The 26,770-nt window shown below is 42.8% G+C and carries 24 protein-coding genes and 1 pseudogene; 8 read left to right on the forward strand and 17 right to left on the reverse strand.

Annotation, left to right across the window (positions count from 1 at the left end; genetic code table 11):
* Nucleotides 1-85 precede the first annotated feature (85 nt).
* From DP114_RS28840 to DP114_RS28855, 4 genes are all read left to right on the forward strand, one after another.
* Nucleotides 86-736 (forward strand): DUF1003 domain-containing protein, encoded by a 651-nt coding sequence (locus tag DP114_RS28840; protein ID WP_171977762.1) that lies wholly within the window; start codon nt 86-88, stop codon nt 734-736.
* Between the two features lie 415 nt (nt 737-1,151).
* Nucleotides 1,152-1,856, forward strand: coding sequence for a cadmium resistance transporter (locus DP114_RS28845; protein WP_171977763.1), 705 nt, complete (start codon nt 1,152-1,154; stop codon nt 1,854-1,856).
* A 5-nt stretch (nt 1,857-1,861) separates the two neighbouring features.
* Nucleotides 1,862-2,182: a hypothetical protein gene (locus DP114_RS28850; RefSeq protein ID WP_171977764.1), complete on the forward strand. Its 321-nt coding sequence runs from the start codon at nt 1,862-1,864 to the stop codon at nt 2,180-2,182.
* A gap of 427 nt (nt 2,183-2,609) precedes the next feature.
* The gene (locus tag DP114_RS28855; protein WP_171977765.1) at nt 2,610-3,233 is read left to right on the forward strand and encodes a hypothetical protein; all 624 of its coding nucleotides are present in this window, start codon (nt 2,610-2,612) and stop codon (nt 3,231-3,233) included.
* A 100-nt stretch (nt 3,234-3,333) separates the two neighbouring features.
* Here DP114_RS28855 and arsC read toward each other — a convergent pair whose 3' ends face one another.
* From arsC to DP114_RS28875, 4 genes are all read right to left on the reverse strand, one after another.
* Entirely contained in the window at nt 3,334-3,735 is a 402-nt protein-coding gene (arsC, locus tag DP114_RS28860) for an arsenate reductase, glutathione/glutaredoxin type (RefSeq protein WP_441293683.1), read from the reverse strand.
* A 99-nt stretch (nt 3,736-3,834) separates the two neighbouring features.
* Nucleotides 3,835-4,503 (reverse strand): arsenical resistance protein ArsH, encoded by a 669-nt coding sequence (arsH, locus tag DP114_RS28865; protein WP_169268216.1) that lies wholly within the window; start codon nt 4,501-4,503, stop codon nt 3,835-3,837.
* 71 nt (nt 4,504-4,574) lie between these two features.
* Nucleotides 4,575-5,642 (reverse strand): ACR3 family arsenite efflux transporter, encoded by a 1,068-nt coding sequence (arsB, locus tag DP114_RS28870; protein WP_169268215.1) that lies wholly within the window; start codon nt 5,640-5,642, stop codon nt 4,575-4,577.
* Nucleotides 5,643-5,756: 114 nt separating this feature from the next.
* Nucleotides 5,757-6,086: an ArsR/SmtB family transcription factor gene (locus DP114_RS28875; protein ID WP_169268214.1), complete on the reverse strand. Its 330-nt coding sequence runs from the start codon at nt 6,084-6,086 to the stop codon at nt 5,757-5,759.
* Between the two features lie 368 nt (nt 6,087-6,454).
* Here DP114_RS28875 and DP114_RS28880 point away from each other — a divergent pair, with 368 nt between their 5' ends.
* Nucleotides 6,455-7,336 carry an isocitrate lyase/PEP mutase family protein gene (locus DP114_RS28880; RefSeq protein ID WP_169268213.1) on the forward strand — a complete coding sequence of 294 codons (882 nt, stop codon included), beginning with the start codon at nt 6,455-6,457 and terminating at the stop codon, nt 7,334-7,336.
* 340 nt (nt 7,337-7,676) lie between these two features.
* On the opposite strand, the gene DP114_RS28885 is transcribed toward DP114_RS28880, so the two are convergent.
* Nucleotides 7,677-9,116, reverse strand: a complete 1,440-nt coding sequence (locus tag DP114_RS28885; protein WP_171978334.1) for a bifunctional orotidine-5'-phosphate decarboxylase/orotate phosphoribosyltransferase — start codon at nt 9,114-9,116, stop codon at nt 7,677-7,679.
* Between the two features lie 185 nt (nt 9,117-9,301).
* Nucleotides 9,302-10,024, reverse strand: a complete 723-nt coding sequence (locus tag DP114_RS28890; protein WP_169268212.1) for a molybdopterin-dependent oxidoreductase — start codon at nt 10,022-10,024, stop codon at nt 9,302-9,304.
* 150 nt (nt 10,025-10,174) lie between these two features.
* Here DP114_RS28890 and DP114_RS35880 point away from each other — a divergent pair, with 150 nt between their 5' ends.
* Nucleotides 10,175-10,306 (forward strand): hypothetical protein, encoded by a 132-nt coding sequence (locus tag DP114_RS35880; protein ID WP_256379289.1) that lies wholly within the window; start codon nt 10,175-10,177, stop codon nt 10,304-10,306.
* Here the strand turns inward: DP114_RS35880 and DP114_RS28895 are convergent.
* From DP114_RS28895 to DP114_RS28900, 3 genes and pseudogenes are all read right to left on the reverse strand, one after another.
* A complete protein-coding gene (locus DP114_RS28895) occupies nt 10,292-10,891 on the reverse strand; it encodes a cytochrome b/b6 domain-containing protein (RefSeq protein ID WP_171977766.1) in 600 nt (199 codons plus the stop codon). The genes DP114_RS35880 and DP114_RS28895 overlap by 15 nt on opposite strands.
* A gap of 85 nt (nt 10,892-10,976) precedes the next feature.
* Nucleotides 10,977-11,081: pseudogene (locus tag DP114_RS36450) on the reverse strand (MgtC/SapB family protein); the annotation flags it as partial.
* Nucleotides 11,082-11,328: 247 nt separating this feature from the next.
* Nucleotides 11,329-11,637, reverse strand: a complete 309-nt coding sequence (locus DP114_RS28900) for a hypothetical protein (RefSeq protein WP_216669946.1) — start codon at nt 11,635-11,637, stop codon at nt 11,329-11,331.
* A 351-nt stretch (nt 11,638-11,988) separates the two neighbouring features.
* Between DP114_RS28900 and DP114_RS28905 the strand changes: the two genes are divergently transcribed.
* On the forward strand, nt 11,989-13,374 hold the full coding sequence (locus DP114_RS28905) for a DUF2252 domain-containing protein (RefSeq protein ID WP_171977767.1): 1,386 nt from the start codon (nt 11,989-11,991) through the stop codon (nt 13,372-13,374).
* Nucleotides 13,375-13,392: 18 nt separating this feature from the next.
* On the opposite strand, the gene DP114_RS28910 is transcribed toward DP114_RS28905, so the two are convergent.
* The 4 genes from DP114_RS28910 to DP114_RS28925 form a co-directional block, all read right to left on the reverse strand.
* Nucleotides 13,393-14,748 carry an ABC transporter ATP-binding protein gene (locus tag DP114_RS28910; protein WP_171977768.1) on the reverse strand — a complete coding sequence of 452 codons (1,356 nt, stop codon included), beginning with the start codon at nt 14,746-14,748 and terminating at the stop codon, nt 13,393-13,395.
* 14 nt (nt 14,749-14,762) lie between these two features.
* Nucleotides 14,763-16,496, reverse strand: coding sequence for an ABC transporter permease (locus tag DP114_RS28915; protein WP_171977769.1), 1,734 nt, complete (start codon nt 16,494-16,496; stop codon nt 14,763-14,765).
* Between the two features lie 155 nt (nt 16,497-16,651).
* Nucleotides 16,652-19,528, reverse strand: coding sequence for a beta-phosphoglucomutase (gene pgmB, locus DP114_RS28920; RefSeq protein WP_169268359.1), 2,877 nt, complete (start codon nt 19,526-19,528; stop codon nt 16,652-16,654).
* Nucleotides 19,529-19,557: 29 nt separating this feature from the next.
* Nucleotides 19,558-21,969: a sucrose synthase gene (locus DP114_RS28925; protein ID WP_171977770.1), complete on the reverse strand. Its 2,412-nt coding sequence runs from the start codon at nt 21,967-21,969 to the stop codon at nt 19,558-19,560.
* A gap of 602 nt (nt 21,970-22,571) precedes the next feature.
* Here DP114_RS28925 and DP114_RS28930 point away from each other — a divergent pair.
* Nucleotides 22,572-22,790, forward strand: a complete 219-nt coding sequence (locus DP114_RS28930; RefSeq protein ID WP_169268361.1) for a hypothetical protein — start codon at nt 22,572-22,574, stop codon at nt 22,788-22,790.
* Between the two features lie 11 nt (nt 22,791-22,801).
* Here DP114_RS28930 and DP114_RS28935 read toward each other — a convergent pair whose 3' ends face one another.
* The 4 genes from DP114_RS28935 to rph form a co-directional block, all read right to left on the reverse strand.
* Nucleotides 22,802-23,545 carry a M50 family metallopeptidase gene (locus tag DP114_RS28935; protein WP_171977771.1) on the reverse strand — a complete coding sequence of 248 codons (744 nt, stop codon included), beginning with the start codon at nt 23,543-23,545 and terminating at the stop codon, nt 22,802-22,804.
* 198 nt (nt 23,546-23,743) lie between these two features.
* Entirely contained in the window at nt 23,744-24,649 is a 906-nt protein-coding gene (locus tag DP114_RS28940) for an FHA domain-containing protein (protein ID WP_171977772.1), read from the reverse strand.
* 161 nt (nt 24,650-24,810) lie between these two features.
* Nucleotides 24,811-25,542 (reverse strand): 6-phosphogluconolactonase, encoded by a 732-nt coding sequence (gene pgl / locus DP114_RS28945; protein ID WP_169265662.1) that lies wholly within the window; start codon nt 25,540-25,542, stop codon nt 24,811-24,813.
* A gap of 406 nt (nt 25,543-25,948) precedes the next feature.
* Complete coding sequence (gene rph / locus DP114_RS28950; protein ID WP_171977773.1) at nt 25,949-26,689, reverse strand: ribonuclease PH; 741 nt, start codon at nt 26,687-26,689, stop codon at nt 25,949-25,951.
* Between the last annotated feature and the right edge of the window lie 81 nt (nt 26,690-26,770).

A 26,770-nucleotide genomic window follows, 5' to 3' on the forward strand; every position in this document is an offset into this window, starting at 1 on the left:
AAGACTGTTTGCTCTTATCGTTTGGTCAGCGTACATTGAAAAACATCAGGTGAAACACAAACGAAATGACGCAAAGAGGTGCAATATGAATCTTACCAAAAAAACATTATCAAAGAGTGTTGATCCAAAAGTCATTCAAAATTCTTCTCAGGTAAAGAAACAGCATTTAGCAGTCGAAAACATATCTACTAAAGAATTGACTCACGGGCAGCGCCTTGCCGATAAATTAGCAGCACAAGTAGGTTCTTGGGGATTTCTCATCGGTCAAAGCGCAATTTTGGCGGGCTGGGTAGGTCTAAACGCCATGCCTGGTGTTCCTCACTGGGATGAGTCTCCATTCATGATGCTCAACTTAGTGTTTTCATTTGCTTCAGCCTACACAGCCCCTATTGTCTTGATGAGTCAGAATCGCCAGTCTGATACAGACCGCAGAAATGCCGAAATTGACCACCAAGTGAATCTCAAAGCTGGACAAAACATTGAACTACTTCATGAAAAATTGGATGCATTACACACTCAACGGTTAAATGAACTGACTCAAATTATCAAAGAACAGCAACAATCTCTCAATGAGATAAAAGTAACTTTAGTTCCAGAATCCAAAGAAGTTAAATTACATCTATTACCAGGACGCCATGCCCAAATCAATAGCAAATTCTCCAAGCAAGCTTCCAGTTATAAACTTATGAGTGTTAAGCAGCAAATTGATGAGAATAACAAAACTATTGAGAATTAATTCGTCGATAAGAATGAGGTAAAAATGCTTTTTTCTTCCTCAACAGCAAGAGAGTCTGAATATAACTTGCCCAAATGCATAAGATTCTTAAAATCTAGACTCTTTTGACTCTTATCAAAATAATCCTTAAAGCATTTTGATAAAAAAGAATATTTGCTTTGAACAAGCAATTTCACACAGGATAATGAAAGAAAGCACCTCATTCTCAGCGAGTACAGCCTATCAGTTGAATTGGAGACGCTACACCTCCACGCTTCACTAAGTAGCAGTTTCCTAAGCATTTGCAGACATAATCCGATGCTAGTGTAAGACAGCAATAGCATGAAAATTCAGGAGAGATAAAAGTGAACGAACTTATGACTGCAATACGCTTAGTGTAAGACAGTAATAGCATGAAAATCGAAGAGAGATAGAAATGAACGAACTTATCAGTGCAATTCCCACGGGCATCACAGCTTTTATAGCCACAAACTTGGATGATTTGGTCATTCTCACGCTGTTGTTCTCTCAGGTGAATGCAACTTTCCGTCGTCGGCACATTGTGATTGGTCAGTACCTGGGCTTTTGTACTCTGGTTGTTGCCAGCTTAATTGGTTTTCTAGGAGGCTTAGTCTTGCCATCCCATTGGATTGGACTTCTGGGTTTAGTACCCATCAGCATTGGACTAAATTGTCTGCTAAATCCAGAAAGCGATTCATCTGTTGAGACCGAAACCGAATTTTCTCATTCTTCTGCCTTCGCTAGTTTTGTGTCTCCCCAAGCTTATAGTGTGGCGGCTATTACCATCGCCAATGGTAGTGATAATGTAGGCATTTATATGCCATTGTTTGCTAACAGTACGTTTTCTGAGTTGCTGGTGATAGTTGCAGTCTTCTTGTTACTAGTTGGAGTTTGGTGCTATCTGACATACAAACTTACCTGCCAAAGAGCACTCGCCAATCTGCTAAAGTGCTATGGCAGTAATCTTGTTCCCTTTGTATTGATAGGCTTAGGCGTCTTTATTATCTTAGACAGTGCCGCACTAACTCCAATTACTTTGGCAGCTATTTGCCTATGTTTAATGGGACTTATCAAAACAATTCAAATTTCCAAATTCAAAACTCAAAGTTTGTCATCGTAAAAAACATGCAACTTTTCCAAATCTCTTTAGTAGTCTTAGTACTTGTGATTCATTTAATAATTGCTTTCCCCTCCTGGGCAACAACTCTTCCTTCCTTAGTTAGTAATTCTGATTTTTTTGAAGTTGGGCAAAAAGTCGTTTGGCTTTATAAGGCTCGTTCAGACTCTGCTGATGTTCACACAATTCCTGCCGAAGTCGTCAAGTTAGGCGACAAGAAAGTGCAAATTAAGGTACGTAGAAAAAATAACGAATTTATCAATCGTTGGGTGAATCGAAACAAGCTTAAAAATGTCTCCAGTTTTGAAGAAGTGAACAGTGATAACTGATAAGTGATTGAAGTCAATCTCAATCAAGCGAACTATAAAACTGCTCACGCTTATAAAGCTTTCAAAGTCTCCTCAAACTCCACCATGCCATGTTCTAGTGTCAGTGACATGAACTATATATTTTCAAACTTTAAATATTGGCTAAGAAAATCATCATTTAGATTTATTGAAGAAACAGCTAAGAGTATTTTTTTTGATTGATTAACTTGGTTCAAGTAAAGTAATCACAAGTCTAGTAAAATGTACACTTACATCCAGTGTCTCCAGGCTAATAAACCAATAGAAGTTACCCAAAAAGATGTAGAAAATCATTAATCTTGCAATAAGTCTGGCTGAATACTCTCTTACTAAGGTATTAAGCAGCTTCCAACTTCCTCATCACATTTTTTGTTAGAACAAATACTCATCTCAAACAAAGAAGTAAAATATGCAGTTTCTCAAAATTGTTCTTGTCGCGCTCGTGTTTATCGTGAACTTGGTGATTGCTCAGCCTTCTTGGGCAGGCAAGGATTTCACCAAGGGGGCTGACTATGCTGAAGTCACTCAAGCGCTCAATCAACTTCTAAGTGTGAAAAATGCGCCTGAGCAAGCTGGCTATACGCCTGAGCAATTTCAGCAGCGGTTGGCACAATTGCAGTTTCAGAAGAATGTCATAGAAACAGCCAGAAAACGGGCACAGTGCCGCAATGAAACTGGAAAGACGTTAGCTGTTTATGCCAATAAACCGAAAAAATCTCCTACTCAACTCTACTATTTAGCAGCAGGGCAAATCACCGATGATGATTGGGATTGCGATGGCATCTACTTGCCCGCTCTTACCCAGGTTATTCTGAGTCCAAATGCTCAACCACAAGAGCTGAGTGAACCAATCGCCGTTAAGTTTGTCGATGGTACACAGTCTATTGCTAGAGCTAATCCAGCAACTGGTGTAATTGAATTGAATGTTGAACCTGCCAAAGTATACAAGGTGGGTGAAACCAACTGGTTAATCCCTACTTTGTCTCAAGCAGATATTGATACGCAAATTCCCACTCCACAACTCATTGACTAATCCTCGCTAGTTGACGTTCCCCACCTGGGCATTGCCTGAGGATGGGGATTTTTGTTTCAATGAGCAGCCTTGTTCAAACTTGTTACCCCTTGATTACAGTTCAACTTTGACTTAACGATTTAATCAACTTCACGACTCGTTCTTTAACTTCATCTCGAACACGGCGAAAGGTTTCTATACTTTGTCCTTCTGGATCATCTAGTTGCCAATCTTCAAACACATCTCTTATCACCCATTCTTCAGGTAAATTGACTCCACAACCACAAAGAGAAATCACAGCATCATAATCTTCAGCTTTGAAATTATTTAAAGGTTTGGAAGTTTGATGACTAATATCAATGCCAATTTCTGACATCACTTGAACAGTTGTTGGATCTACAAAACTTGATTCCAGTCCGGAACTGTTAACAGCAATTTTACTATCTCCCAATGTGCGAGCAAATCCCTCTGCCATTTGAGAACGACGGGAGTTTTTCTTGCAAACAAACATGACTCGTTTCACGCGCGTTTCCTCTCTATTAGATATTCAAGAAATCCATTAAAAGTTATTCTTATAGGTCATGCTGACTGACTCGCTCACAATGAAAAGCAACAGCAATCACTACGTGTCTTTACTTGAGTTCATTTCAAGAGCCTTATTCGCCAACATAACGACTTCTTTAGCTACTTTTTCCTTACGTTCGCTGTGGCGATCTGTGAGATAATCTACCTTGTCACGCAACAGCAAGGTGAACTTATAGAGTTCTTCCATGACATCAACGACGCGGTCGCGGTAAGGTGAATCCTTCATCGTCCCGTCTTCGTTAAACTCCTGGTAAGCTTTAGCGACACTAGACTGATTCGGAATCGTAAACATTCGCATCCAACGCCCCAGAATCCGCAAAGTGTTGACGGCGTTGAAAGACTGAGAACCGCCACTGACTTGCATGACTGCTAAAGTTCTGCCTTGAGTCGGTCTGACTGCTCCTAAACTTAGAGGAATCCAGTCAATTTGGTTTTTCAATATACCAGTGATGTTACCATGCATCTCAGGAGAAGACCACACTTGACCCTCAGACCACAAGCTTAATTCTCGTAATTCCTGTACCTTGGGATGTGTATCTGGTACGCTTCCATGAATTGGTAATTCCCGTGGGTTAAAAAACCGGACTTCTGCACCAAATTCCTCTATGATTCGGGCAGCTTCTTCTGCTAGAAGGCGGCTATAAGAACGCTCTCGCAAAGAGCCATATAAAAACAAGATTCTGGGTGGATGATTGAACGTTGTCATGAAAATTAGTAATAGCTTCTGATTCAGTATTAAATTCTGTAGGAAACCCCTTTATGGTGATCTATAAAAAACTACGAAGTTCTTGGTTCAGAAGACGAGAAAAATCGTCTTTGAAACCAGAGTGCAACATTCACTAAACCAATCAGCACAGGAACTTCTACCAACGGACCAATTACAGCAGTAAAAGCTGCCCCTGAGTTGATTCCGAATACAGCGACAGCAACGGCGATCGCCAACTCAAAATTATTACCCGCAGCCGTAAACGCCACACTTGCTGCTTTTGCATAATCAGCTTTGATTTTCCAAGCCATGTAGAAGCTGATACAAAACATAAGTATGAAGTAAATCAGCATTGGAATTGCGATTCGGACAACATCAAAGGGAATCTGAACAATGAGATTTCCCTTTAAGCTAAACATCACCACGATGGTAAACAGTAAAGCGATAAGCGTGATTGGGCTAATTTTAGGAATAAACTCAGTGTGATACCATGTTTTTCCCTTTGCTTTCACCAGAAGAACGCGAGTTAGGAATCCAGCAATAAAGGGAATTCCTAAATAAATAAAGACACTCTGGGCAATTTCTCCAATACCAATGTTGACTGTACTTCCCTTCAAGCCAAATAGAGGTGGCAAAACAGTCATAAAAAACCAAGCGTAAGGACTGTAAAACAGCACTTGAAATATACTGTTGAACGCCACAAGTCCGGCTGTGTATTCAGTATCTCCTCTTGCTAAATCACTCCAAACAACAACCATTGCAATACAACGGGCTAATCCAATCAGAATCAATCCCGCCATGTATTCTGGATAATTATGTAAGAAAATAATAGCCAGAACAAACATCAAAATTGGTCCAATAACCCAATTCTGAATGAGCGACAGACGGAGAATTTTACCATTACGAAACACATCACCCAAGTCTTCATATCGCACCTTGGCAAGGGGCGGATACATCATTAGAATTAAGCCGATGGCAATGGGTATATTAGTAGTTCCTACCTGGAATTGGTTAATAAAGGTATCTATTGCGGGAATAAAGTAACCCAAACAGACCCCAATAACCATTGCTAAAAAAATCCAAACGGTTAGGAAGCGGTCAAGAAACGAAAGTTGCTTAAGAAGATTTTTCTTCTTCATTGACCTCATTCCCGTAGAGTGTTACATTTCTATCTCTATTATTTCAAAAAAACTTGATGTGTCAATATTTCAAGTAGATTATGTTACACAAATTAATCAAAAAAAGTTGATGCGTTAGGATGGCTCTTGACACAAACGAGCAGGCATAATTTGGTACAAGCGGCGGAACTCGGACAGGTACTGCTCTAAGGCAGCAAATTGGGGTATATTGAGGCTGTAGTAAATCCAGCGTCCTTCCTGACGAGAGCGAACCAAACCAGCTTCCCTAAGAGTTTTTAAGTGAAAAGACAACTTTGATTGGCTGACTTCTAAAGCCTCGCACAAGTCACACACACAAAGCTCTTTATTTCGCAGTAGTTCGATAACGCCAATTCTCAATGGATCGGAAAGAGCATGGAAACCGAGAACAATTAAATCAGGAGTGGTTGTGGAGGAGGATTGCATTAATAAAAATTAAGGTAAAGGTGTTCAATCTCTATTGTGGAATAGAAAATTGAAGTTGCAAGTATTAACTCTGGCAAAAATGCAAACCTTTATACTTATAAGTAGTGCTAATACCGTGATTTACGCAAGATGTTATTTTATTTTTTCATTTTTGTTTTTCTAGAGTGCAAGGACGCAGTCCATTTTGAATTGTTCATGCCATGCACCTGTTGTGCTAATCTAAACAAGACAAAACTTTATCAGTTACCAGTTATCAATTGTTCCCTGTTCCCTGTTAAGCGCGATGCACTGAGCGTGGTCGTTGTGTTCCCTGTTAAGCGTTCCCTGTTCACTGCTCACTGTTCACTGCTCACTGTTCACTGATTTATATGCAACCCTCTAGTCAAAAGCTGCGACAATTACTACAGCGTCCGGAAATTATCATCATTCCTGGCGTTTACGATTGCTTGGGAGCAAAACTGGCTGAACAATTAGGTTTTGAATTAATCGCGACTAGTGGTTTTGGTATCGCCGCCTCTACACTTGGTGTACCAGACTATGGTTTGATGACTGCGACGGAAATACTTGTCAGCACAGGACGAATTGCTCAGTCAGTCAGTATACCTTTAATTGCTGATATGGATACTGGCTATGGCAATGTATTAAACGTCATCCGAACTGTAAAGGACGCAGTACAGCAAGGAATTGCGGGGATTTTACTAGAAGACCAAGAATGGCCAAAAAAATGTGGACATTTTGAAGGAAAACGAGTCATTTCGATGGCTGAACACGTTGGTAAAATTCGGGCGGCTGTGCAAGCGCGTGGTGAAAGTGGTTTAGTTATTATTGCTCGCACTGATGCTCGTGCTCCATTGGGTTTGGAAGAAGCAATCGCTCGTGGTAGAGCTTATATTGATGCTGGGGCTGATATCTTGTTTGTGGAAGCCCCTCAATCTGTCGAAGAATTACAAAAAATCGCCTCTGCGTTTCCAGATGTTCCTTTGGTAGCTAATATTGTGGAAGGTGGCAAAACTCCCGAACTTTCAGCGTCACAGTTGCAGGAGTTAGGTTTTAAGATTGTGTTTTTCCCAGTTTCTGCTTTGCTTGCAGCGACAAAGGTTATGACTGCTTGCTTGCGTCAATTGAAAGAACAGGGAACTACGGCGGATTTTCAGGAGTTGGTTGAGTTCAAGGAATTTCAAAATCTGATTGGTGTACCTCAATATCTGGAAATGGAACAGCAGTTTACAAGTGTGAAAGACTCGTCTTGAATAGTTGTCCGCAGCAATAGTTCACCGACTACAAGAGATCGCGATCGCCTCAGACAACAAGTGCTTTTCAAGCACTTGTTGGAATATTCACCGAATTTGGTCAACAGACTCGTTTCGTAATAAACCAGATCAAGTTCGTCTGTTAATAAAAAGGATCAAACACCTGCAATGTAAATAAAGATTGCAAAATTCCTGTCTTTATTTACTAACTTGCCCATATTTGATCTTAGACCATAAAAGTTTTGCATGGTAAAGTTAACTTCTTATGCTATCCAATGCCTTAAACTTATCCATTCATGGTTTTTTTAGTATGGTTATGTTTCTTTTCGTGCTGAACATACTAAGCATTTCGTTCACTTAAAGCAGAAAATTGTCCCTCATTAATTCGCCCAGCTTGATACAACGTTTCTGTGATTTCTGACATTGTTAAAACAGAATGACCTCGATAACCGTTTTGTTGTAATCGGTCTTTCACCCCTTGTTCATGGTCGATAAAGACAACAATATCATTGATATTTAATCCAACAGACTTTAACTTTTCTGCTCCTTCCATGACGCTTTTACCGCTGATGAGAATATCATCAACGACGACAACCGTTTCTCCTGCGAAAAACTCACCTTCAATTAGCTTTCGAGTTCCATGTGCTTTCACTTCTTTGCGAGGGAAAATCATCGGACAATTGAGACGTAAAGCTAAACCAGTAGCCGTAGGTAGAGAACCGTAAGGAATACCTGCGACTCGGTCAAAACTTAAGTTTTTCAAAATCTCTTCATAGGCTTTGATAACTTGATGAAAAAGTTGCGGAGTAGAAATAACTTTGCGTAAATCAACATAATAAGGAAAAGTCTTACCTGATGCTTGCACATAGTTTCCAAACATAATGCAACCAATATCATACATTTGTAAAATTAAATCTAGTTGGGGATGTTTTTCTAATAAACAAACATCAGAAAACCATACAGAACAACTCGAAGCATTTTGGGTTATTTCGGTTCTTGCTTGATTGATTTGTGTTTGCAAAGACTGAATTTGTTCAGATAAATTTTCCTGTGTTAACATATCTATAGGAACAGGAATTAAAAGACCATCTCCGTTTGCCGTCAGACCAGCTGCTAAAATTTTATAAAGATTGTCACTTTCTGCCCAAATGCTACGAGCCATGATCATTCGTTCCGGAGAAACTGCACGAATACGCGACAAAATATCAGGATTCGTAGTTCCCACTTCTAAACCCACTTGTTCTGGAGTTCCCCAGTTTTTTGATTCTTTGACAACCTGTAAATAAAAAGGTGACTCACTCGAAGGATATTGCTGTAAACTGAACGCATTAGAATTAGAAGTACAACATAAAATAAAAACTGCTTTATCTGGATAAACCAAAAAAGAGGCTACATGCTCTTGTCCTATATATGGACTCAAAGTTATCGCATCTACACCCCATTCGGTAAAAACAGTTTTAGCGAAAATAGTACTGGTGTTTAAATCACCATGTTTTGCATCTAAAATTATTGGAATGTGAGGAGGAATAGCTGCTAGAGTTTGATGCAGGAGTTCTAAACCTGGAGCACCTAAAACTTCATAAAATCCAAGCGTAGGTTTATAAGCACAGACTTTATCGACTGTTTCAGAAATAATAAATTGCAACCAATCCGACAATCCAGAAATAATATTTTTAGATTGAAAGCAAGTCGGCATCATTTCTGGATTTGGATCAAGCCCAACAAAGAGTAAACTTTGATTTTCTGAAATGACTTGGTTTAACTTGTCGAAAAAGTTCATATTTTTCTCACAAATATTTTTAAAAAGTATTTTTAACCACACCAGAAACAGACATTCAAACAGAGCAATCATCTATTTGAATGTGTTATATCTGAAAATACAATTGTGCAGGAGAAAACTCGTCTCTTAAGACAGCTTTAATCAAGAAATGAAAGATTTTAGTCTTCATAATTTCTCTTTCCGAATTACAATCCCGCAAACCATTCATATCCTTGATCTTCCCAGTATCCCCGAGAACTTAATAATTGACTCGCTAGTGTAATTTGAGTTATCCACTTACTTTGCTTATATCCAAGTTTAATGGGAGAAGCCAAACGTAGTGGTGCACCGTTTTCTACTGGCAAAGGTTCGCCATTTTTCTGATAAGCTAATAAAGTTTGGGGATGTAAACTTGAAGCAATATCCCAGCTTGAATAGTAGCCATCAGCTGATTGGAAGTAAACATATCGCACATTTGCTTTAGGCTGAGCAAGAGCAACAATTTCTTGTAATCGAATGCCTCCCCATTGTACTATTGCTGCCCAACCCTCTACACAAACATGACGAATAATCATGGAAGTCAGAGGTAAAGATTGAATTTCTGCAAAACTCAAGCTTAAGGGATTATTGACTTCACCATTAACAATTAAACGATATTTTGCTTTGTCAATAATTGGAGTATACCTGAAGCTATTAATGAGCAAAGCTTCTGGTTCAATCTGACTGTAAGAAAATTCTGGTACTGGCTTTTGTGGATTCAAGATTAATGCTTCAACTTTTTGGTTGAGTGGTTCAGACAGTTTGCCTACAATATCCTCAAACAAAGGTGTTCCACATCCACCAAGAAGAAAACTCATGCCAGACAATCCAGAAACTTTTATAAATTGACGGCGCGATAGTTGAGGACGCTTGATCGGAATTAAATTCATATAGGACTCATATTTTATTTTTGACGAAGCTAGGTACACTTTCTGTTCCCTGTTCCCTGTTCCCTGTTCCCTGTTCCCTGTTCCCTGTTCCCTGTTCCCTGTTCCCTACCTCCACGAGTCAATTCATAAATCAAACCGGATTCCTATAAAATGAATACTTTTGATTTACCCCTTCGGGGTTTGCCAGTCGCTCATGGGGGAAACCAACGCCAGGTCCCTACGGAGGGAAACCCTCCTGCAGGACTGGCTCCCCAAGACCGCGCTGGCTCACCAAAACATTGATTCAGTCAATTTCTCACCTCCAGCCTGACGCCCTAGCAAAAAGTGAGCAACGACAAATAAAATAACTATTGGAACCGAGGAAAAGTGAACAATTCGGAGTGCTTGCCAACTGCCAAAACTATTTACTATAAAAGGGAATTGGGCAGGTTTATACATTCCTATACCTGTGAAGATAGCCAGTAGTAAAATAGGAATAATGCCTGTGTAGACAATGCGGTGCCAAGCATAAATTAAACGTTTTGAATTTTTACTTTTTTGCAACGCTTGCAAGTCGTTGATACCTGCAAATCGATGTCGCCACCGCCGAGTGACGAAAATATAAATTCCATACCACAAAAGATTCAGCGAAAATAACCACATAGCAGCAAAATGCCAGTGTCTGCCGCCAGCAAGCCAACCTCCTAAAGTAAATATCCCAGGAATGTGCCAACCTGATCGCCCACCAAAAACAGGATTAGCGTTGTAAATTTGCAGCCCACTGGTGAACATAATAAATAAACTGATAATGTTAATCAAGTGAAAAATTTTGGCTGCTATTGCTTGAGTTGGTAACTTGCGATTTTTATAGGGAAAAGTTGAAGTCATAGATAAGATTATTTTTATCTAGCTTACAGATTCAGTTGTCTGTAGGAATGCAAGGCATTATAGTCCTACACCTTCACCTTACTATCTAGCCGTACTCTTGTTCAATAATTTTCCAACTAACCGCACTTACTCCAGACTCCAAGCTCAAACGGCTGACAATTTGTTCTAAAAAAGGATCGTTGCGATCCTGCGTGACTAAGTCATATCGTGTTCGTTTAAAGACTTATCATTAAGGCTGCAACGGAGCAGGGGGTAGGTGAGACAGCGCTGCGGGAGGGTTTCCAACGCCAGATACCTACGGAGGGAAACCCTCATCAAGTACTGGCTCCTCCACAGGCGACTGCGTTAGCGCAGCGAGACCGGAGGTCTTCCCCGAAGGGGAGCAGGGAGAGAAAAAGTTTTTAGGTTTTAGCACAGATGCACCAGATTATAACTAATTAGGCGAACATGATATCAGCTTCAAGTTCCACACGTTCGGGAGTTTCTTCAAGATCCTCGCTATGTAAAGAACACAACTTCATTTTACCAGTGGCACTGACTGCCTGTAGCAGCAGGGCACGGACATGAGCCTCATCGTTGCTACGACAAACTATAGAACAGCGATAGCATAGCTGAATTTCTGTACCCTTGAGCGGTTGTTGATTAATTCGGTAACCCACGGGACGTAGAAAGATGTTTGCCACTAAAACTGCTGCTGTTCCTATAAACGCCTGTGGGAAAAATCCACCACCTGCCAAAGCGCCCACTGCTGCGACACACGCTAATTCACGCGGGAGCTAAGTGATTTAAAATTCCAAAATTATGGTTAATAGAAAATTAGGAACTAGAGAATTTACTCAATACCTAATTTCTTTTTCATTCTTTATGGTTTACGTACTTTACAATAATTTTTGGACTACAAATTTGCTCATTAAGGTTAAGCTTTATCACTTTTTTATTAAGGAAAGGTTATCTCCATGTTTTGCTAGAACTCTTGCTAACATTTTGCAGTATCTTTTCAAGATTTTGATGTAATGATGTAGGAGAAGAGAGGGAAAAATATTCTTTCATCTCCTACTGCTTGTAGTCTTTAATCACTGAAAAATACTTTCCTCTATATGACTACTACACCACCTATTAAATCAGCTGAACTGACTCCCAATAATCAGCTTACCGTAGCACAGCGAGTGGAAGCAGGCAAAGCATTACGTCAAGTTGTTTCTCGAAGTGCCCACCGCGAATGGCATCCTAGAGATCGTCCAGATCCAATTGAAATACTCAATGTATCAAATCAGGGACGCATACCAGAGTTAATCCCCATCCGTTACGATCGCATGTTGCAGTCAACCTTTGCTTTTCTACGGGGAAGTGCAATTATTACAGCGGCTGACTTGGCAACTACTCCCACAACAGGAATCCACGTACAAGCGTGTGGAGATTGTCACTTACTTAACTTCGGTGGGTTTGCCACACCGGAACGAAATCTTATCTTTGACCTCAATGACTTTGACGAAACCTTAAGCGCACCTTGGGAATGGGATGTAAAACGCTTAGTGACAAGTATTATTGTTGCGGGGAAAGATATCCGTCTGACTGACAAAGACTGCTATGATGCTGCCGAAGCAGCAGTCCGTGCCTATCGCTTGTCCATTGAGGAGTATGGGCAGATGGGGACTTTGGCGGTGTGGTATGCGCGACTGGATGCTAATGTGCTGGTGGAACACGCGCCTGATGAGGAAACTCGTCAATACTGGCAGCAAATGGCAAGCAAAGCCTTTACCCGCACTAGGTCACAGACATTTGTGCAGATGACAGAGGAGGTGAATGGACAACGGCGGTTTATTGATCAACCACCCCTGTTGTATCATCTACCACTACAGGAGCAATATTTAGAAGAAGTAAGGGTGTTATTTGAACAATATCGTGACACTCTGCAAAGCGATCGCCAGTTTTTGCTAGATCGCTACCGTCTAGTAGATGTAGCCATGAAGGTGGTTGGCGTTGGCAGTGTCGGTACTCACTGCTCAGTTGCACTGCTGTTGAGTAACGATAATGATCCTTTGCTGCTGCAATTTAAAGAAGCCCGTCCCTCGGTATTAGAACCCTATGCGGGGAAAAGTTCCTACTCCCACAACGGACAGCGCATAGTCAATGGTCAACGCCTCATCCAGGCAGCTAGTGATATTTTCTTGGGTTGGACGAGTAACAGTCGCGGACAAGATTTCTATTTTCGGCAATTAAAAGACATGAAAACCTCGATGAAACTCAAGGGAATGTCTGCCAGGGGTTTGGAGGATTACGCGGAAATTTGCGGTTGTGCCTTAGCCCGCGCCCATGCTCGTTCCGGCGATTCTGTTGTTATCAGTAGCTACTTGGGTAAAAGTGATACTTTTGACTCTGCTGTCGCAGATTTTGCTGTTACCTACGCCCATCAAGTTGAGCAAGATCATCAAGCACTCGTAGCAGCAGTCAAATCCGGTAGGGTTGTCGCCTCTTCAGGTTAAGCAGAATTAGCCGTGGGTTTATGGTTCTCTACTCTCTGCAGGCACTGATTCTGGTAGATAAAGCCGTTCTTCGCTAGCATCGTACTCAAACAGTTCTGCGTAACGTCCCCAGTCAATAGCAGTAGCAAATTGTTTTTCTGTTTCTACGTGCGGAAAATATTCATCTAGTAAATCCAGAAAGAAATCTCCTCCCATTGATCCATTTTGTTTTTCTCGCAGCGTCTGTAGTATACTAACTAACATGGGCACACGTTGCAGTACTTGCTGTCTAAACAAGTCTTTACTTCGCAAAATCGTTGTGGTAGCAAAGTCGCGTCCAATTTCGGTAAGCTGAACATCGCCTTGTATAACATCTGCAAAGCCCAGCATCACAGCACCATCAAGAATTGGCAACAGATCATCTACTTCGAGCTGAATTCGTTCTGCTAGCCTAAAAATATCTTCCTTGCCTTCTGGTTTCTCTACAATCAACTCCAACAAACCACTAATCCCACCCACTCGTACATGCGGTAACGACTGAGCATAAGGTGATTTAGATGGTTGTGGAACTGTGGGGGCTGCCACCGCCACTTCCCCAGTCACTTCAACTTCTGGGTTGGTCATCGCCGTGTAGATATAGTCTACCAACGCTTTGAAGCGAACGTTTGCGCGATCGTGAGGACGCGGCAAATCAATAACAACTTCACCACGAACGCGCCCTGGATTTGATCCCAGGATAATCACTCGATCCGCCAGAAACACAGCTTCCTCAATGTTATGGGTGACAATCAAAATACTTTTGGATGGAAAGGTGCCAGCATTCCACAAGTCGTCAATTTCACCCCGTAAGTTCTCAGATGTTAGAACATCCAGGGCACTGAATGGCTCATCCATAAACAGCACTTGCGGTTCCAGAACAAATGCCCGTGCAAAGCCAACCCGTTGCTTCATACCACCGGACAACTCTTTAGGATAGGCGCTTTCAAAACCGTCCAAACCTACCAAGTCAATTGCTTTGAGTGCTTGTTGGCGTCGCTGAGATCGAGCGACTCCCTGCGCTTGCAGTCCCAACTCCACATTTTGTTGGACTGTCAACCAAGGTAGCAACGCAAAGCTTTGAAACACCATTGCTACATCTTGGTTAGCTTGTTGCAGACGTTTACCACTGCTAATAACCTGCCCTTCACTTGGTGGAATCAAGCCTGCCATGATCCGCAACAAGGTGCTTTTGCCACTACCACTGCGTCCCAGCAATGCTACAACTTCACCTGTATGAACTGTCAAGTTGACATTACGGAGAACCGTAAACTCTCCTTTGCCTTCTGGCAGAGGAAAACTCTTATTAACCTGCTCGACGGCAATCAATACCTCATGAGTTGCTTGCGTAGTTGTCATGCTTGCACTCCTTTCTACAGATGATATTTTGTTTCCGCCAGTTGATACAGTCGTCGCCAGAAGACTCTGTTGAGTGCAACCACATACAGACTCATCATTCCAATCCCCAAGGTAATGCGGGGCCAGTCGCCCACTTCAGTTGCCTTGGCGATGTATGCTCCTAACCCAGTTGCAGTCAGGGTAGTCTGTCCCCAAGCGACAACTTCAGCAACAATACTGGCGTTCCACGCCCCACCACTGGCAGTAATCCCGCCTGTAACCCAAGCGGTGAAAATGCCAGGGATGATTAACTTGCGCCACAACCGCCAGCCACGCAAACCAACATCCGTTGCCATTTCGCGCAGGTCAGTTGGAATGCTCATAGCTCCAGCAATGGAGTTAAAGAGAATGTACCACTGGGCACCCAGGGACATCAAGAAAATACTACCCCAATCGATGCTGACATGAGCACGAATGAAGAACAGAGTCGCGAAGGGGAAAATGAAATTTGCTGGGAAGGATGCTAAAAATTGTACCACAGGCTGCAACAGGCGTGATAGTCGCGGGTTGAACCCGATCGCCACACCAATTGGTGTCCAGATCAGCGTAGCTAGCACTAGTAGCACCAGTACACGTCCCAAGGTCAGTAACCCCAGCACAAAAGTCTTGAACACCTCACCCAATCCCACTGTTGTGAGAATAAAGTGCAACCCAGCAACCAGCAATCCGCCAATCACGATTAATAATGCGAAATTGTAGAGGCGATCGCTCGCCACTTGCCGACTCTGGTTGATCGCAACTCGTGGACGCTGTGGGGTCAGTGATGATAACAGGCGGTTGATAGTTTCACCCACCGGAGTGAATGCCCGTCTCATTAAACGTGGTAGTCGCGCGGCTTTGAGCAAATCGAACACCCAGGAATTGGGAGCCTCTGCTGCCGAACTCTGTTCTAAGCGGAACTTATCAGCCCAGGCAATCAGCGGTCGCCAGAACAGTTGGTCTACCAGTAAAATAACCACAGCGATCGTTAGGAATGCCCAACCTAAAGCAGGCAAATCCTGAGCGGTGACTGCTGCTGCTACGTAAGAACCAAGTCCGGGTAACGTATACTTCTGGTTGAGTACACTAATAGCTTCACTAGCTGCGACAAAAAACCAGCCGCCTCCAAAACTCATCATTGCGTTCCAGATTAGCCCAATCATCGCGCTTGGCACTTCCAGCTTTGTAAACCGCTGCCAGGCCGAAAGCCGATAAAGCCTTGCTGCCTCATCTAATTCGCTTGGTACCATTCTCAACGACTGGTAGAACGAAAAGGTCATATTCCAGACCTGACTTGTAAAAATGGCAAAAATTGACGCTGCTTCTAATCCCAGTAAACTCCCAGGGAATAGAGCAATAAAGCCTGTCACCGTAATCGACAAAAAGCCCAGTACCGGTACTGACTGTAAAATGTCGAGGAGTGGGATCAAGACTTGTTCTGCACGACGGCTTTTGGCAGCAACATAGCTATAGATTAAAGTAAACAATGTTGAGCAAAACAGCGCGATAAACATCCGCAGAGTTGAGCGTGCAGCGTAGTATGGCAGATGAACCGGATTGAGGCTAACATCTGGCACTACATCCGGCGGTACAAAACTCACTAAAGTACCAGCACCGACACGTGCGATTAGCCCTAGTAACACCAATGTGCCAAAAATCAGGGCAATATCAGCTAGACCGAACGGGAAGCGTCGAAGCGCTTCTGGGGATGGGAAGGTCCTCCTCAGCATAGGTTATGGAAGTTTTCCCCATATGGTAGACAGTATTATTTAAGCATCAAACTTATACATTTGTATCGTGCCATAAAGCAGAAGGCAGAAAGTAGAAGTTGTGCCTTTTGCCTTCTACCTTCTGCCTTGTATATAATTTGCTTTTGTTCGTCGTTTTACTGATCGTTACTCAATTTGTCCCGTAATTCCGTCCAATGAACACCCGCGAGATTAGGTAACACAACGTGTGCTGATCCCACTCGTTCACTAGGACCAAGTCCTATAGCATACATGCCGGCGGCAAGCGCAGCCTCAATACCTGCGGCTGCATCTTCGACAACGACACATTGCTCAGGTTTGAGTCCTAAGTGTTGGGCAGCAAAGAGAAATAAGTCTGGTGCTGGCTTGGGTTGCTGCACGCTGTAACCGTCAGCAACCACATCAAAGCGATCAGCAATACCCAGTTTTTCGAGTACCGTTTGAGCATTTTTGCTTGCAGAACCAAGGGCTATCTTAATCCCAGCTTGCTTCAACTCATCCAACAATGCAATTGTTCCTGGCAATAAATCTCCCGGCGTCATTGTCTGGATAAAGTCCACATAGTAGCGGTTCTTGCGATCCATCATCTCCTGGAGTTGTTTTTCTGAGTACTGCTTTTTACCAACTATCTTCAGCAGTGACTCGCGACGAGAAACACCCCGCAGATCTTCATTTGCTTCGCGGTTAAAGGGTAATCCCTCTTCATCTGCCAGCTTTTGCCAGCCTAAGTAGTGGTATTCTGCTGTATCTGTAAGAACACCATCCAAATCGAAAATAACTCCTCGGATATCTGGAAGTGTCATAGTATCTTGTGGTGTAGGACGTAAGTCGATTTCGTGCCACTCGCCACGCCAATGAAGCTTGAACTTCAGACGTTTCCACCCCGGTGGTAATTGTGGCGTTGCTGTTGGTTGATGTTCTGCAAATTGGACTCCGCCAAACCCCAAAACCACAGCTTGCCAAACACCACCAGCACTAGCACCATGAATTCCTTCGTGAGCATTGCCACGAACATCTTCAATATCTACTAATGCAGCTTGCATAAAGTGTTCATAAGCCTCTTTGGATTTGCCCAAATCCGAGGCTAAGATAGCATGAATGGCAGGTCCTAGAGATGAACCGTAGGTGATGTCTGTACGGGGTGCGTAGTAGTCCCAGTTTTTCTCCACCGTTTCTGGGGTGTAGGGAAATTCCTGTGATTGGCGCATTAAGTACAAAAGCATCAACACATCTGGCTGTTTGAGTACCTGGCGCTTATTTGTTTCCTCAATACTCAAAATCATTTGTATTGAGCGGTTACGTGGTTCGTACTCTGCCAAGTCGATATCTTCTAATTTAAAGAACCCCTCGGATTGCTCGACAAGTCCTGTCGAAGGATCGTAGGGAATCCATATATTATTGATAATGTCTTGCCAACGAGAAATTCGTCCTGCACTCAGCTGCAGTTTTTGTTGGAGTGTGTTAAACCTGTCAGGGTAAGTATGACGCAACCAGTCATAGACAAACAGCGCTTTCTCCAAATGCCATTGCACCATCCGGTTTGTAAAAGCGTTGTTGTCTGCAATCTCGTGGTACTCATCCGCTCCAATCACCCCGCGAATTTCATACCGTTCGTGCTTGGTGTTATACTCAACGCGACTCCCCCAGAAAACAGCAGTATCGAGAAGAATTTCTGCACCGCAGTCGCGCATCCACTCATCGTTGTCAGTCGCTTTCCAATAGTACCAAACGGCATAAGCAATATCAGCACTAATGTGGATTTCGCGATCGCGACACCAAATCCTTATGTCTTCTCCGTAAAAATCGTTAGGAGGCAACCAACGTGGTGTCACTTCATCACCAGTTTCTGCACTTTCCCAAGCATACATTGCCCCTTTATACCCGTAATGAGATGCCTTACGTCTGGCACCATTTAACGTCAGGTAGCGGTAAGTGAGCAAGTTACGAGCAAGTTTCGGTTGAGTGTAAATGAAAAAGGGCAAGATAAAAATTTCCGTATCCCAAAACACATGACCGCGATAGCCAAAGCCTGAAAGTGTTTTTGCTGGGATACTCACCTTCTCATCGTGCTCTGGGGCTGAGATCAGTAATTGAAAGATATTGTATCGAACGGCAAGTTGAGCTTTGGTATCTCCTTCAATCAAGATGTCGCTTTTATCCCAAGCCTGGGCCCATGCTTGTACATGGGCATCTACCAACGCTTCATAGTCTGGGAGTTGAGCAAGCTTTTCATTAGCTTCTTTTACAGGGTTATCCACATCTCGTGACGTGAAAACTGTGACAAACTTATCCACAGTAACCGTTTGTCCTAAAGAAGCTTGGAATACGGTGCTCAAAGTCGGATAACCTGGAGGACTACTGACTTGTACTGGCGCATCGGCTCCTAATACCGTCATTCCAACAGCCATCCCCAAGTTAATCCGGGTGTTGCGAGTCTGGAGTTGCAACCAGGCTCCTCGATTGGTTTTGCCTTGGTCTATCAATTCCCAATGGTTGAAACCTTGATTTTCAGGATAGCCACTAATGCTACCTTGAATTTCAATCAACCCGTCAAAATCTACTGGCGTTAACTGACAGCGTAGCCCTAAAACATGTTCATCTGCAAGACTTGCAAAGCGTTCAAAGCAGAGATCTATTGTCTTTCCGCCAGGACTGCGCCAACGTACCTTACGCCTAAGGATACCACGAAGGAGGTCAAGCTGTCGCTCGTAGCTCAATATCTCGCCGCGTTCGGTACGGAAGCGTTCGCCATCGACTGTGACAATCAATGGTAACCAGTCGGGACAGTTAGCAAGTTCGGTGTAGACAAGAGGAACATTATCATAAACCCCATGAATGAAGGTTGCTGGTACTGCACGAGTAGAACCTTCCTCAAAACTTCCCCGCGTTCCCAGATAACCGTTGCCAATAGTGAAAACAGTTTCTCTGTGCTGAATCTGGTTCGGCTTAAGCTGGGTTTCGACAAGTGTCCAATCTGTATAAGTAAAGTCGTGGGAATTATCTGTTTTATCCATGGCAAACCGGGGGTTTTTGAGATCAGATGTTACCTTTGCATATGTTGTTCCAAAATTTTCTCAGCCCTAGGTTTGTAGAGCAGATAAAATAAAGTTTCCACGTAGCCAGCTTTGGCTTCGCTAACTTCCTGGTTGACAAACTTCCAAAAGCTATAGATTTTAGCTAGCAGTAACAACTGTTTGGTGTGTGACTGCCAGTTATATTTGTTACGTACACGCTGAATCACCAACTCCGATATCTTATACCAGTGTTCTAAATAAGCATTGCACTGGTCAATAAAGCTTAATATCGTCTTGGCTGTTCCTTCTAAGTCTGTTGGATTTAGCAGAAAACCATCTTCTCCATTTTCGATGATTTCTAAGGAACCGCCAAATTGAGTGGCAAAAGTTGGTAATCCGGAACTCATAGCTTCGAGAATGGTTCGTCCAAAGGCTTCAAAGCGGGCAAAATGGACGAAAATTCCTTGGAAATCCGCAATAATACGGTATGCTTCTCCCAGCTCGGCAATGGGGATTTGCATTCCTACCCAACGAATGTGACCGTGAAGATTATACTCGTTGATAATATTGTGGAGTCTTTCGATTTCTTCTGTTTCTTTTGAATTTGTTGCTTGATGAGGATGCAGCTTGTCAGCCACAATAATTAAATTGCAACTCTGCTGTAATTCCTGACTTTTACCAAAGCATTCTGCCAAACCCGCAAGGTTATCAATGGCAGTCATCGCACCAACGGCAAAGATGGGTCGCTTGCTTTGATTTTCTAGGTGTCCAAGGATTTGAGGATCTTCACGGGTAAACAGTAGATCTTCAACTGTTCTGCTAACAGTAATATCTCGGTCTTGTTTCTGGTTACTGGGGAAGAAGATATGTTCATTCACCCCTGGTGGTATCATGTTGAATTTGGGACTGAACAAGTCAATACCATCTACCACATGATACAGCTGGGGCATCGTAAAACATTTGTAAGACTCATACTGACCGCGTGTATCGGGTGTACCCACAATTTCTTGGTAGGTCGATGTAATGATGAAGTCTGCCCCGTTCATACCGATAAGATCAGCAGTGTATTGTGCTGAAAAATGGTATTTATCCTCTAAATCATGCCAGTACAAGTTACTGAAAAGGTGCTTGGGTTTTTCCAAAGAATGAGCAATGTTGCACTGAGTCACTTTCAGACGGCGCGCCAACAGAAAAGCAACTAAGTTACCATCGCTGTAGTTACCAATGATCAGATCTGGACTACCTCGAAATTGGGCGAGGAGTTCTGTTTCTGCGTCAAGGGCAAATCTTTCTAGATAAGGCCAAATCTCATATCTGGAAATCCAGTTTTGAGTGACATTAGGATTAGAACCAGCAAAAGGAACGCGCAAGATCCAGGCATTTTGTGTGCCCTCAACTTTTTCCAAGCGTAGATTGCACAATGTTCCTTCGCAGTTGGGGATCAGACGAGTCAAAATGATAACTTGGGGTTGGATACCAAGAACGTCTAATCCTGCAAGTTTGATTTCTTCTTGGAGTTTATTTTCTAGGTGACGCGCTTGTTCAAGAACGTAGATAACTTGACCTGTTGTTTCAGGTCTTCCCAAAACACCTTCTTGGGAAACCCAGCCGTGTATGGAAACCAGGACAACACGAAAAACTGTGGGAACACGCGAGACAAAAGTTTCTAGAATGGCTGGTTCTGCAGTGTCAATCAGTCGGTTGAGAAGTTCTAGCGTTTCACGCACTCGCGATGCTGTGTTACCCCAACCTGGTTCAAAACCGAGTTCTTGAAGGTCAAAGCGAAATTTTTCGTAAGGTTCGCCTTGAGGACGTTCGTTGAGGAAATTTAGGGCTTGCTTGAGTTGTTTGGCTAGCTGTTTACCTGAATCGATACGACCGTTGATCAGTAAGGGAATACCATCATAGGAATGTCGGTGAAAAACATCAAACAAAACCTCTAACCAGTATTCAGGATCAGTCAACACTTGACCGCATAGGTGACGGTTGAGAAAACCTAGACCTTGACCAATGTTTCTCGGGTCGTTAATTCTAGGGTAACCGTGGTAATATGGACTGAAATCAATTTTTAAGATTTGGGATTGAGAGCGGTTGACCAAGTGATCGCGCGCATCCAGTAAAGCTTCTGGCGTCATCTGCTCAAAACTTGTCATGTTTGCCCCAAGCCGCCAAACCTCTTGGCTACCAATCCTTGGTCGCAGAATAAACCATGTAATTTCTCCTTCCACAATCATTTCGTGGGTGTAGTGTATGAGTTTTCCTACAGAGGAAGAGTGGAAGAAGTAACCTGGCTTTTCTGAATTTTGACAGTACTCAGCAAAAACATGTAAAATTTCGTTTCTCAGAAAGTACCTTTGATCCAAGGCACTCAAAGTCTTGATTAAATGACGCAGAGCAGTTTTTTCTTCACTATTTAAGATAGTTTGAACCAGTTCATGCATGGCAAATTTTTAAACATTAACTAGACCAATACCTTATTTTTCTACACTTAATCCTGAAAATAACACTCCTTCTATCTAACGATTTTATAAAGAAGAATCACACAGAATGATTCACCCCCTACGTTAGCGCATATTTCGCTTGAAGGCTCAGGTTCTACAGAAAGGTTTTAGGTATTTGTTTAACGTCAAAAACAAGTATAGCCCAGTAATTTTTAGGAGCAAGTTATTATTGTAGCTTATGTAACAGTTTTGATGGAAAATTGACTTTTGATATGAAGTCTGGTTGATTAGTTATTATTCGCGTTTTGTACAAGAACTTTAAAACCCTCTCTCCCTCAAACCTGTGCCCCGCGCCTTTACAGTCTTAATGATAAGTCTTGAAAGGGACATGATATGAGTAGGTGTCCTGATTGTTCTGCTTAATCAACAACCAGAACTGTATCATGAAAGTGACTATTTCATACTTTTGGATAGTCTTGAGCTTTAGTTGAGAGCCAAATAAATTTCTTACGGGTTGAGAATGAACAGTCAAGCTTTATACTGGTAATGACTTAAGACCAACCATTAAACTAAAAAAATTAACTTATATAAAGAAAAATAATATGTCCATCTCAAAAACAGAAGCAAAACAACTCCTAGAACGTCTTATTTTTGATGATGCACGCCCTCATGACTGGGTGCAGGATGTGTGGGGGTTGAGTCCAATATTAGGAGACAGTGCAGCAAAATTGGTAGAGGTTTTTGAAGCCCTGATAGAATGCTGTCCGCAAGAGAAATTGGAAAATTTGCTGCAAACCTTTTATCAAGAGGATCTTGAGTGAAGAGGTCATGATTACTTAGAGCGATATGCAATACGGAGACTTTGCACCAAAATTACTAGAGATGCGATCGCCATTAATCCACCCCAAAACCAATAAGGTAAAAGCAATTGCTGCTGCATTTGCGCTGTGTCAGAGAGCAAACCAGGACCAGCAGAGGCGCTAAATAAATAGTCCACTTGATGGTAAGTACTAACACAAGCTTGTACGCCGAGAAATTGAATCCCAAATCCCTGCATCCAACGAGGAGCTTTTAGTGCAACACCAAGGATAATCAGACCAAGTAGAGGAATTGCGACGATTCCAAATAGTGAGCGTACCCAGATGAGTGTCGAAATCAGTAAAAAACCTCCCAAAATCGTCAAACTCAAATGCGCAGCTCTAAAACTACGAGAAGCCAAAATTAAACCTGCACCAGCGATAGGTGGACCCATTGGTCCTGCTGCAGCAACCAAAGCACGACCAATGGGTCCTAAGTACAACGGAAGGCTATGAAAAGCAACACCCGAACCATTGGAAAAAATCTCCAGCTGCTGGAACTGTCCCCCTAAAAGGAGTGCCATCAAGCCGTGACCCATTTCATGAAACCAAGTTGCCAGAATGGTGAATGGGTATAAAATGTAATTACCTCCTGGAACTTGCCACAGCACAATAGTAGCGATCGCTGCAGCAAGAAGCCAAAACAAACCCATCCGGTCAACTGTTTTTGGGGCTTCTCTAGTAAGCAAGGGTTCAAAATTTTTTCCAAGGTTAGTCATGGTTCACTTTTAATGGGCATTGTCTTCCTATCATTTCGATTGTAGTTGTATTTATCTATCGGTTGTTTGTGTCTAGTAGCATAATCAACCAGTTATCAGTTATCAGTTATCAGTTACAACAGAAAATACGGATCTGTTTCTTTTGTTAACTGTTTACTGTTCACTGTTCACTGTTTCAACCACTAGACACAAATTATTTTAGGAAACTTGAAACAGAAACGTTACTAAATCTCCCTTACCCAAACTGATGCGATCGCCTGGGCGCAAACGATGCCGATTTCCTGGCAATAAGGCCAAGTTATTGATGTAGGTACCATTAGAACTTCCTACATCTTCGATATAATGAGCGCCTCCCTCTAAACGAATATCAGCATGAATCCGCGAAACAATTTCTGAATTGGGAAATCCAGAAACATCTATATCTGGAGGAATGCGATCATTGGGCTTGCCCATATGAACAACAGAAAGGTTTTGCGGTAACTCAATTATCCTGTCTGTTTGAACGTGGATCAGTCTTGCCATCTCCTGCTGCAATTGAGTTCTAGAAACACTAGATGTGACAACAGTTGGCGGTGGAGTTTGGGCAGTTGTAGGAGTTGGTTCTGGGGGTGGAGTTGGTGGTGCTGATACTTGCTCTTGTGGGGGTGGAGTTGGTATTGGGGGTGGAGTTAGTTGTGCTGATACTTGCTCTTGTGGGGGTGGAGTTGGTATTGATGGGGGTTCGCTGAAAACAGGTTGTGGAGGTGGGGTAGTGATGGTTGGTGGCGGTGGGCTGCTTTGTGTTGTCTCTAGTGATTCATCAAATGCAACTGCTGTTGGCGGTATAGGTGCGGAATTAGGGGGTGTGTAATCAGCACCATTAACCGATATCGGTTGTGGTTGTAGTGGCTCAGGGTTAACCAGAGGCGGTACATTAGGTGCGCTAGCAGCAGTGGGAATAGCTGCACGCAGGTTATAACCACACTGACCGCAAAAAGCTGCATCTGTCTGTACGTTTGCCCCACAACTGGGACAGTTACTAGTAGCTGGTAATGGGGTGTAGCAAGCTTCACACTGGACAGCGCCGTCTGGGTTTGGGTGATTGCAATTAGGGCAGACGATCATGAGGTTAGGTTAGCCTTTGTTGATGTTCTATGGTGTAATAGTGCGTTCAAGCAGAGGGGCAACTCTAGCTTTCGGTTTTAACAAATGCGTTTGAAAGTCGAAGTATGAAGTCTTATGAAGTGTGATTGAGTTTCATCCTTCATACTTCATTACTTGTTGTTTTACCCTGCATCCTTTTTTAGATCACTTCCAGCAGCCGCATCTAGCAACCACCAAAGTTCTCCTTCAGGTTGAATTAAGCGGGATGGGTAAGTCAACTCATCTGCCACAGGTGCAAAGACTTGAGCAAGAGCTGGTCTTTTATTCGCACCAGCAACAACAAAGATAACGCAGCGAGCAGAGTTAATGAATGGGTATGTAAAGGTGATGCGAGGGTTTGCGTCTTTGTTCCCAACTGTAATCAGCTTATCTGTAACCTTTAAAGCTTCGGTATGGGGAAACAAAGATGCGGTGTGACCATCATCTCCCATTCCTAGCAAATTCACATCTAAAGGAGGAAATTCTCCTGGTGAGGAGTGAAAAAATTCCTGTAGATGTCTTTCGTACTTAGCTGCTGCCATTGCGGGGTCAGCTTCATCTGTGGGTATGGGATGGATGTTACCTGGCCCGATATCGACGCGATCTAACCACGCACGACGCGTCATCAGTTGATTGCTATCTGGATGCTCAGGTGCTACGTAACGCTCATCTCCCCAAAACACGTGAATTTTGTCCCAAGGCAGTTTTTGGCTAGAGATTGCCTCGTACAACGGTTTCGGTGTACTGCCACCAGACAAGGCAATCGTAAACTGCCCACGCTCTTTGATAGCTATTTCTATTTTAGACAAGATCAATTCTAACGCTCGCGCAATTAGTGTTGTTTGATCCCCAAGAACTTCAATTTTTGTGCTCATCGCGTCATCTTCAAACTAGCTACTTCAAGCAATACAATAGCGAAATAATGACAACTTCCCTTTTTAGTTTTTGAAACTTTTAACATCATTCATATGGATGTAGAGCCTGGTTGAGCCGTTGTACAAAATTCTTGCCAAATCGTAACAAAAATTTTTATAAACAACGACAGGAAGAATACCGCCTCCTCTTAAAGGGCGGATGTAGCGACAGAAGCGGTTTCAATCCCTATACTATAATCATATCAGTCAGCCCCAGACTTGAAAACCTACTCGCTTCCAACGGAAAGCTGGGCGCTCTACATAGAATTTACGGAAATTTTGCGGAAATATCACTTGAAGCGTCTGGGCTAATGGATAAGAAGTGGAATATTCTTAAAATGTGCAAGGTTTAAAGCATAGAACTGTTTTAGCCTTGGTAGAGTTCATTCCAGTTTGCGATCGCTTCACGTTGGGCAATTAATAATTGTTGAATGCCTTTCTCCGCAAAATCCAGTAGAGAATTGAGTTGGGTACGGCTAAAACTACCTTCTTCGGCAGTGCCCTGAACTTCTATTATCCCCAACTGCTGATTCATCACCACATTAAAATCTACCTCAGCCCTGACATCTTCAATGTAGTTCAGATCCAAAAACGGCTCACCTTGCAACAATCCTACAGAAATCGCTGCTACCTGTCCAATGATAGGCGATCGCTCTAATACTCCTTGCTGCAACAATTTAGAGATTGCATTCGCTAATGCCACAAACCCGCCTGTAATCGCTGTTGTCCTGGTTCCAGCATCTGCTTGCAACACATCTGCATCAACAGTCAGCGTGCGTTCTCCTATCGCTTCTAAATCTAATGCTGCTCTTAAACTACGTCCAATCAAACGTTGGATTTCTTGAGTTCGTCCAGACAACTTCATAAATTCCCGTTCTTGCCGTTGCGGTGTGGCTGTTGGTAGCATTCGATATTCCGCAGTTAGCCAACCTTTACCAGTTCCTTCTAGAAATTTAGGAACTCCCTGTGTTACGCTGACGCTACAAAGTACTTGAGTGTCGCCGCATTTTGCCAGAACAGCTGCAGGCGCAAAGCGCGTAAAACTTTGCTGAAAGCTAATAGGACGTAGTTGGTAGGGTTGCCGACCGTCTGGACGCTGCCAAGCCATTGGGTTTGCCTTAAAATTTGTATCCACTATACAGTCGGTTATGCTTTGAGTATTAGGCTTTAAATATTATAAAGCTTGACT

The organism is Brasilonema sennae CENA114 (assembly GCF_006968745.1).
Taxonomy (GTDB): Bacteria; Cyanobacteriota; Cyanobacteriia; order Cyanobacteriales; family Nostocaceae; genus Brasilonema; species Brasilonema sennae.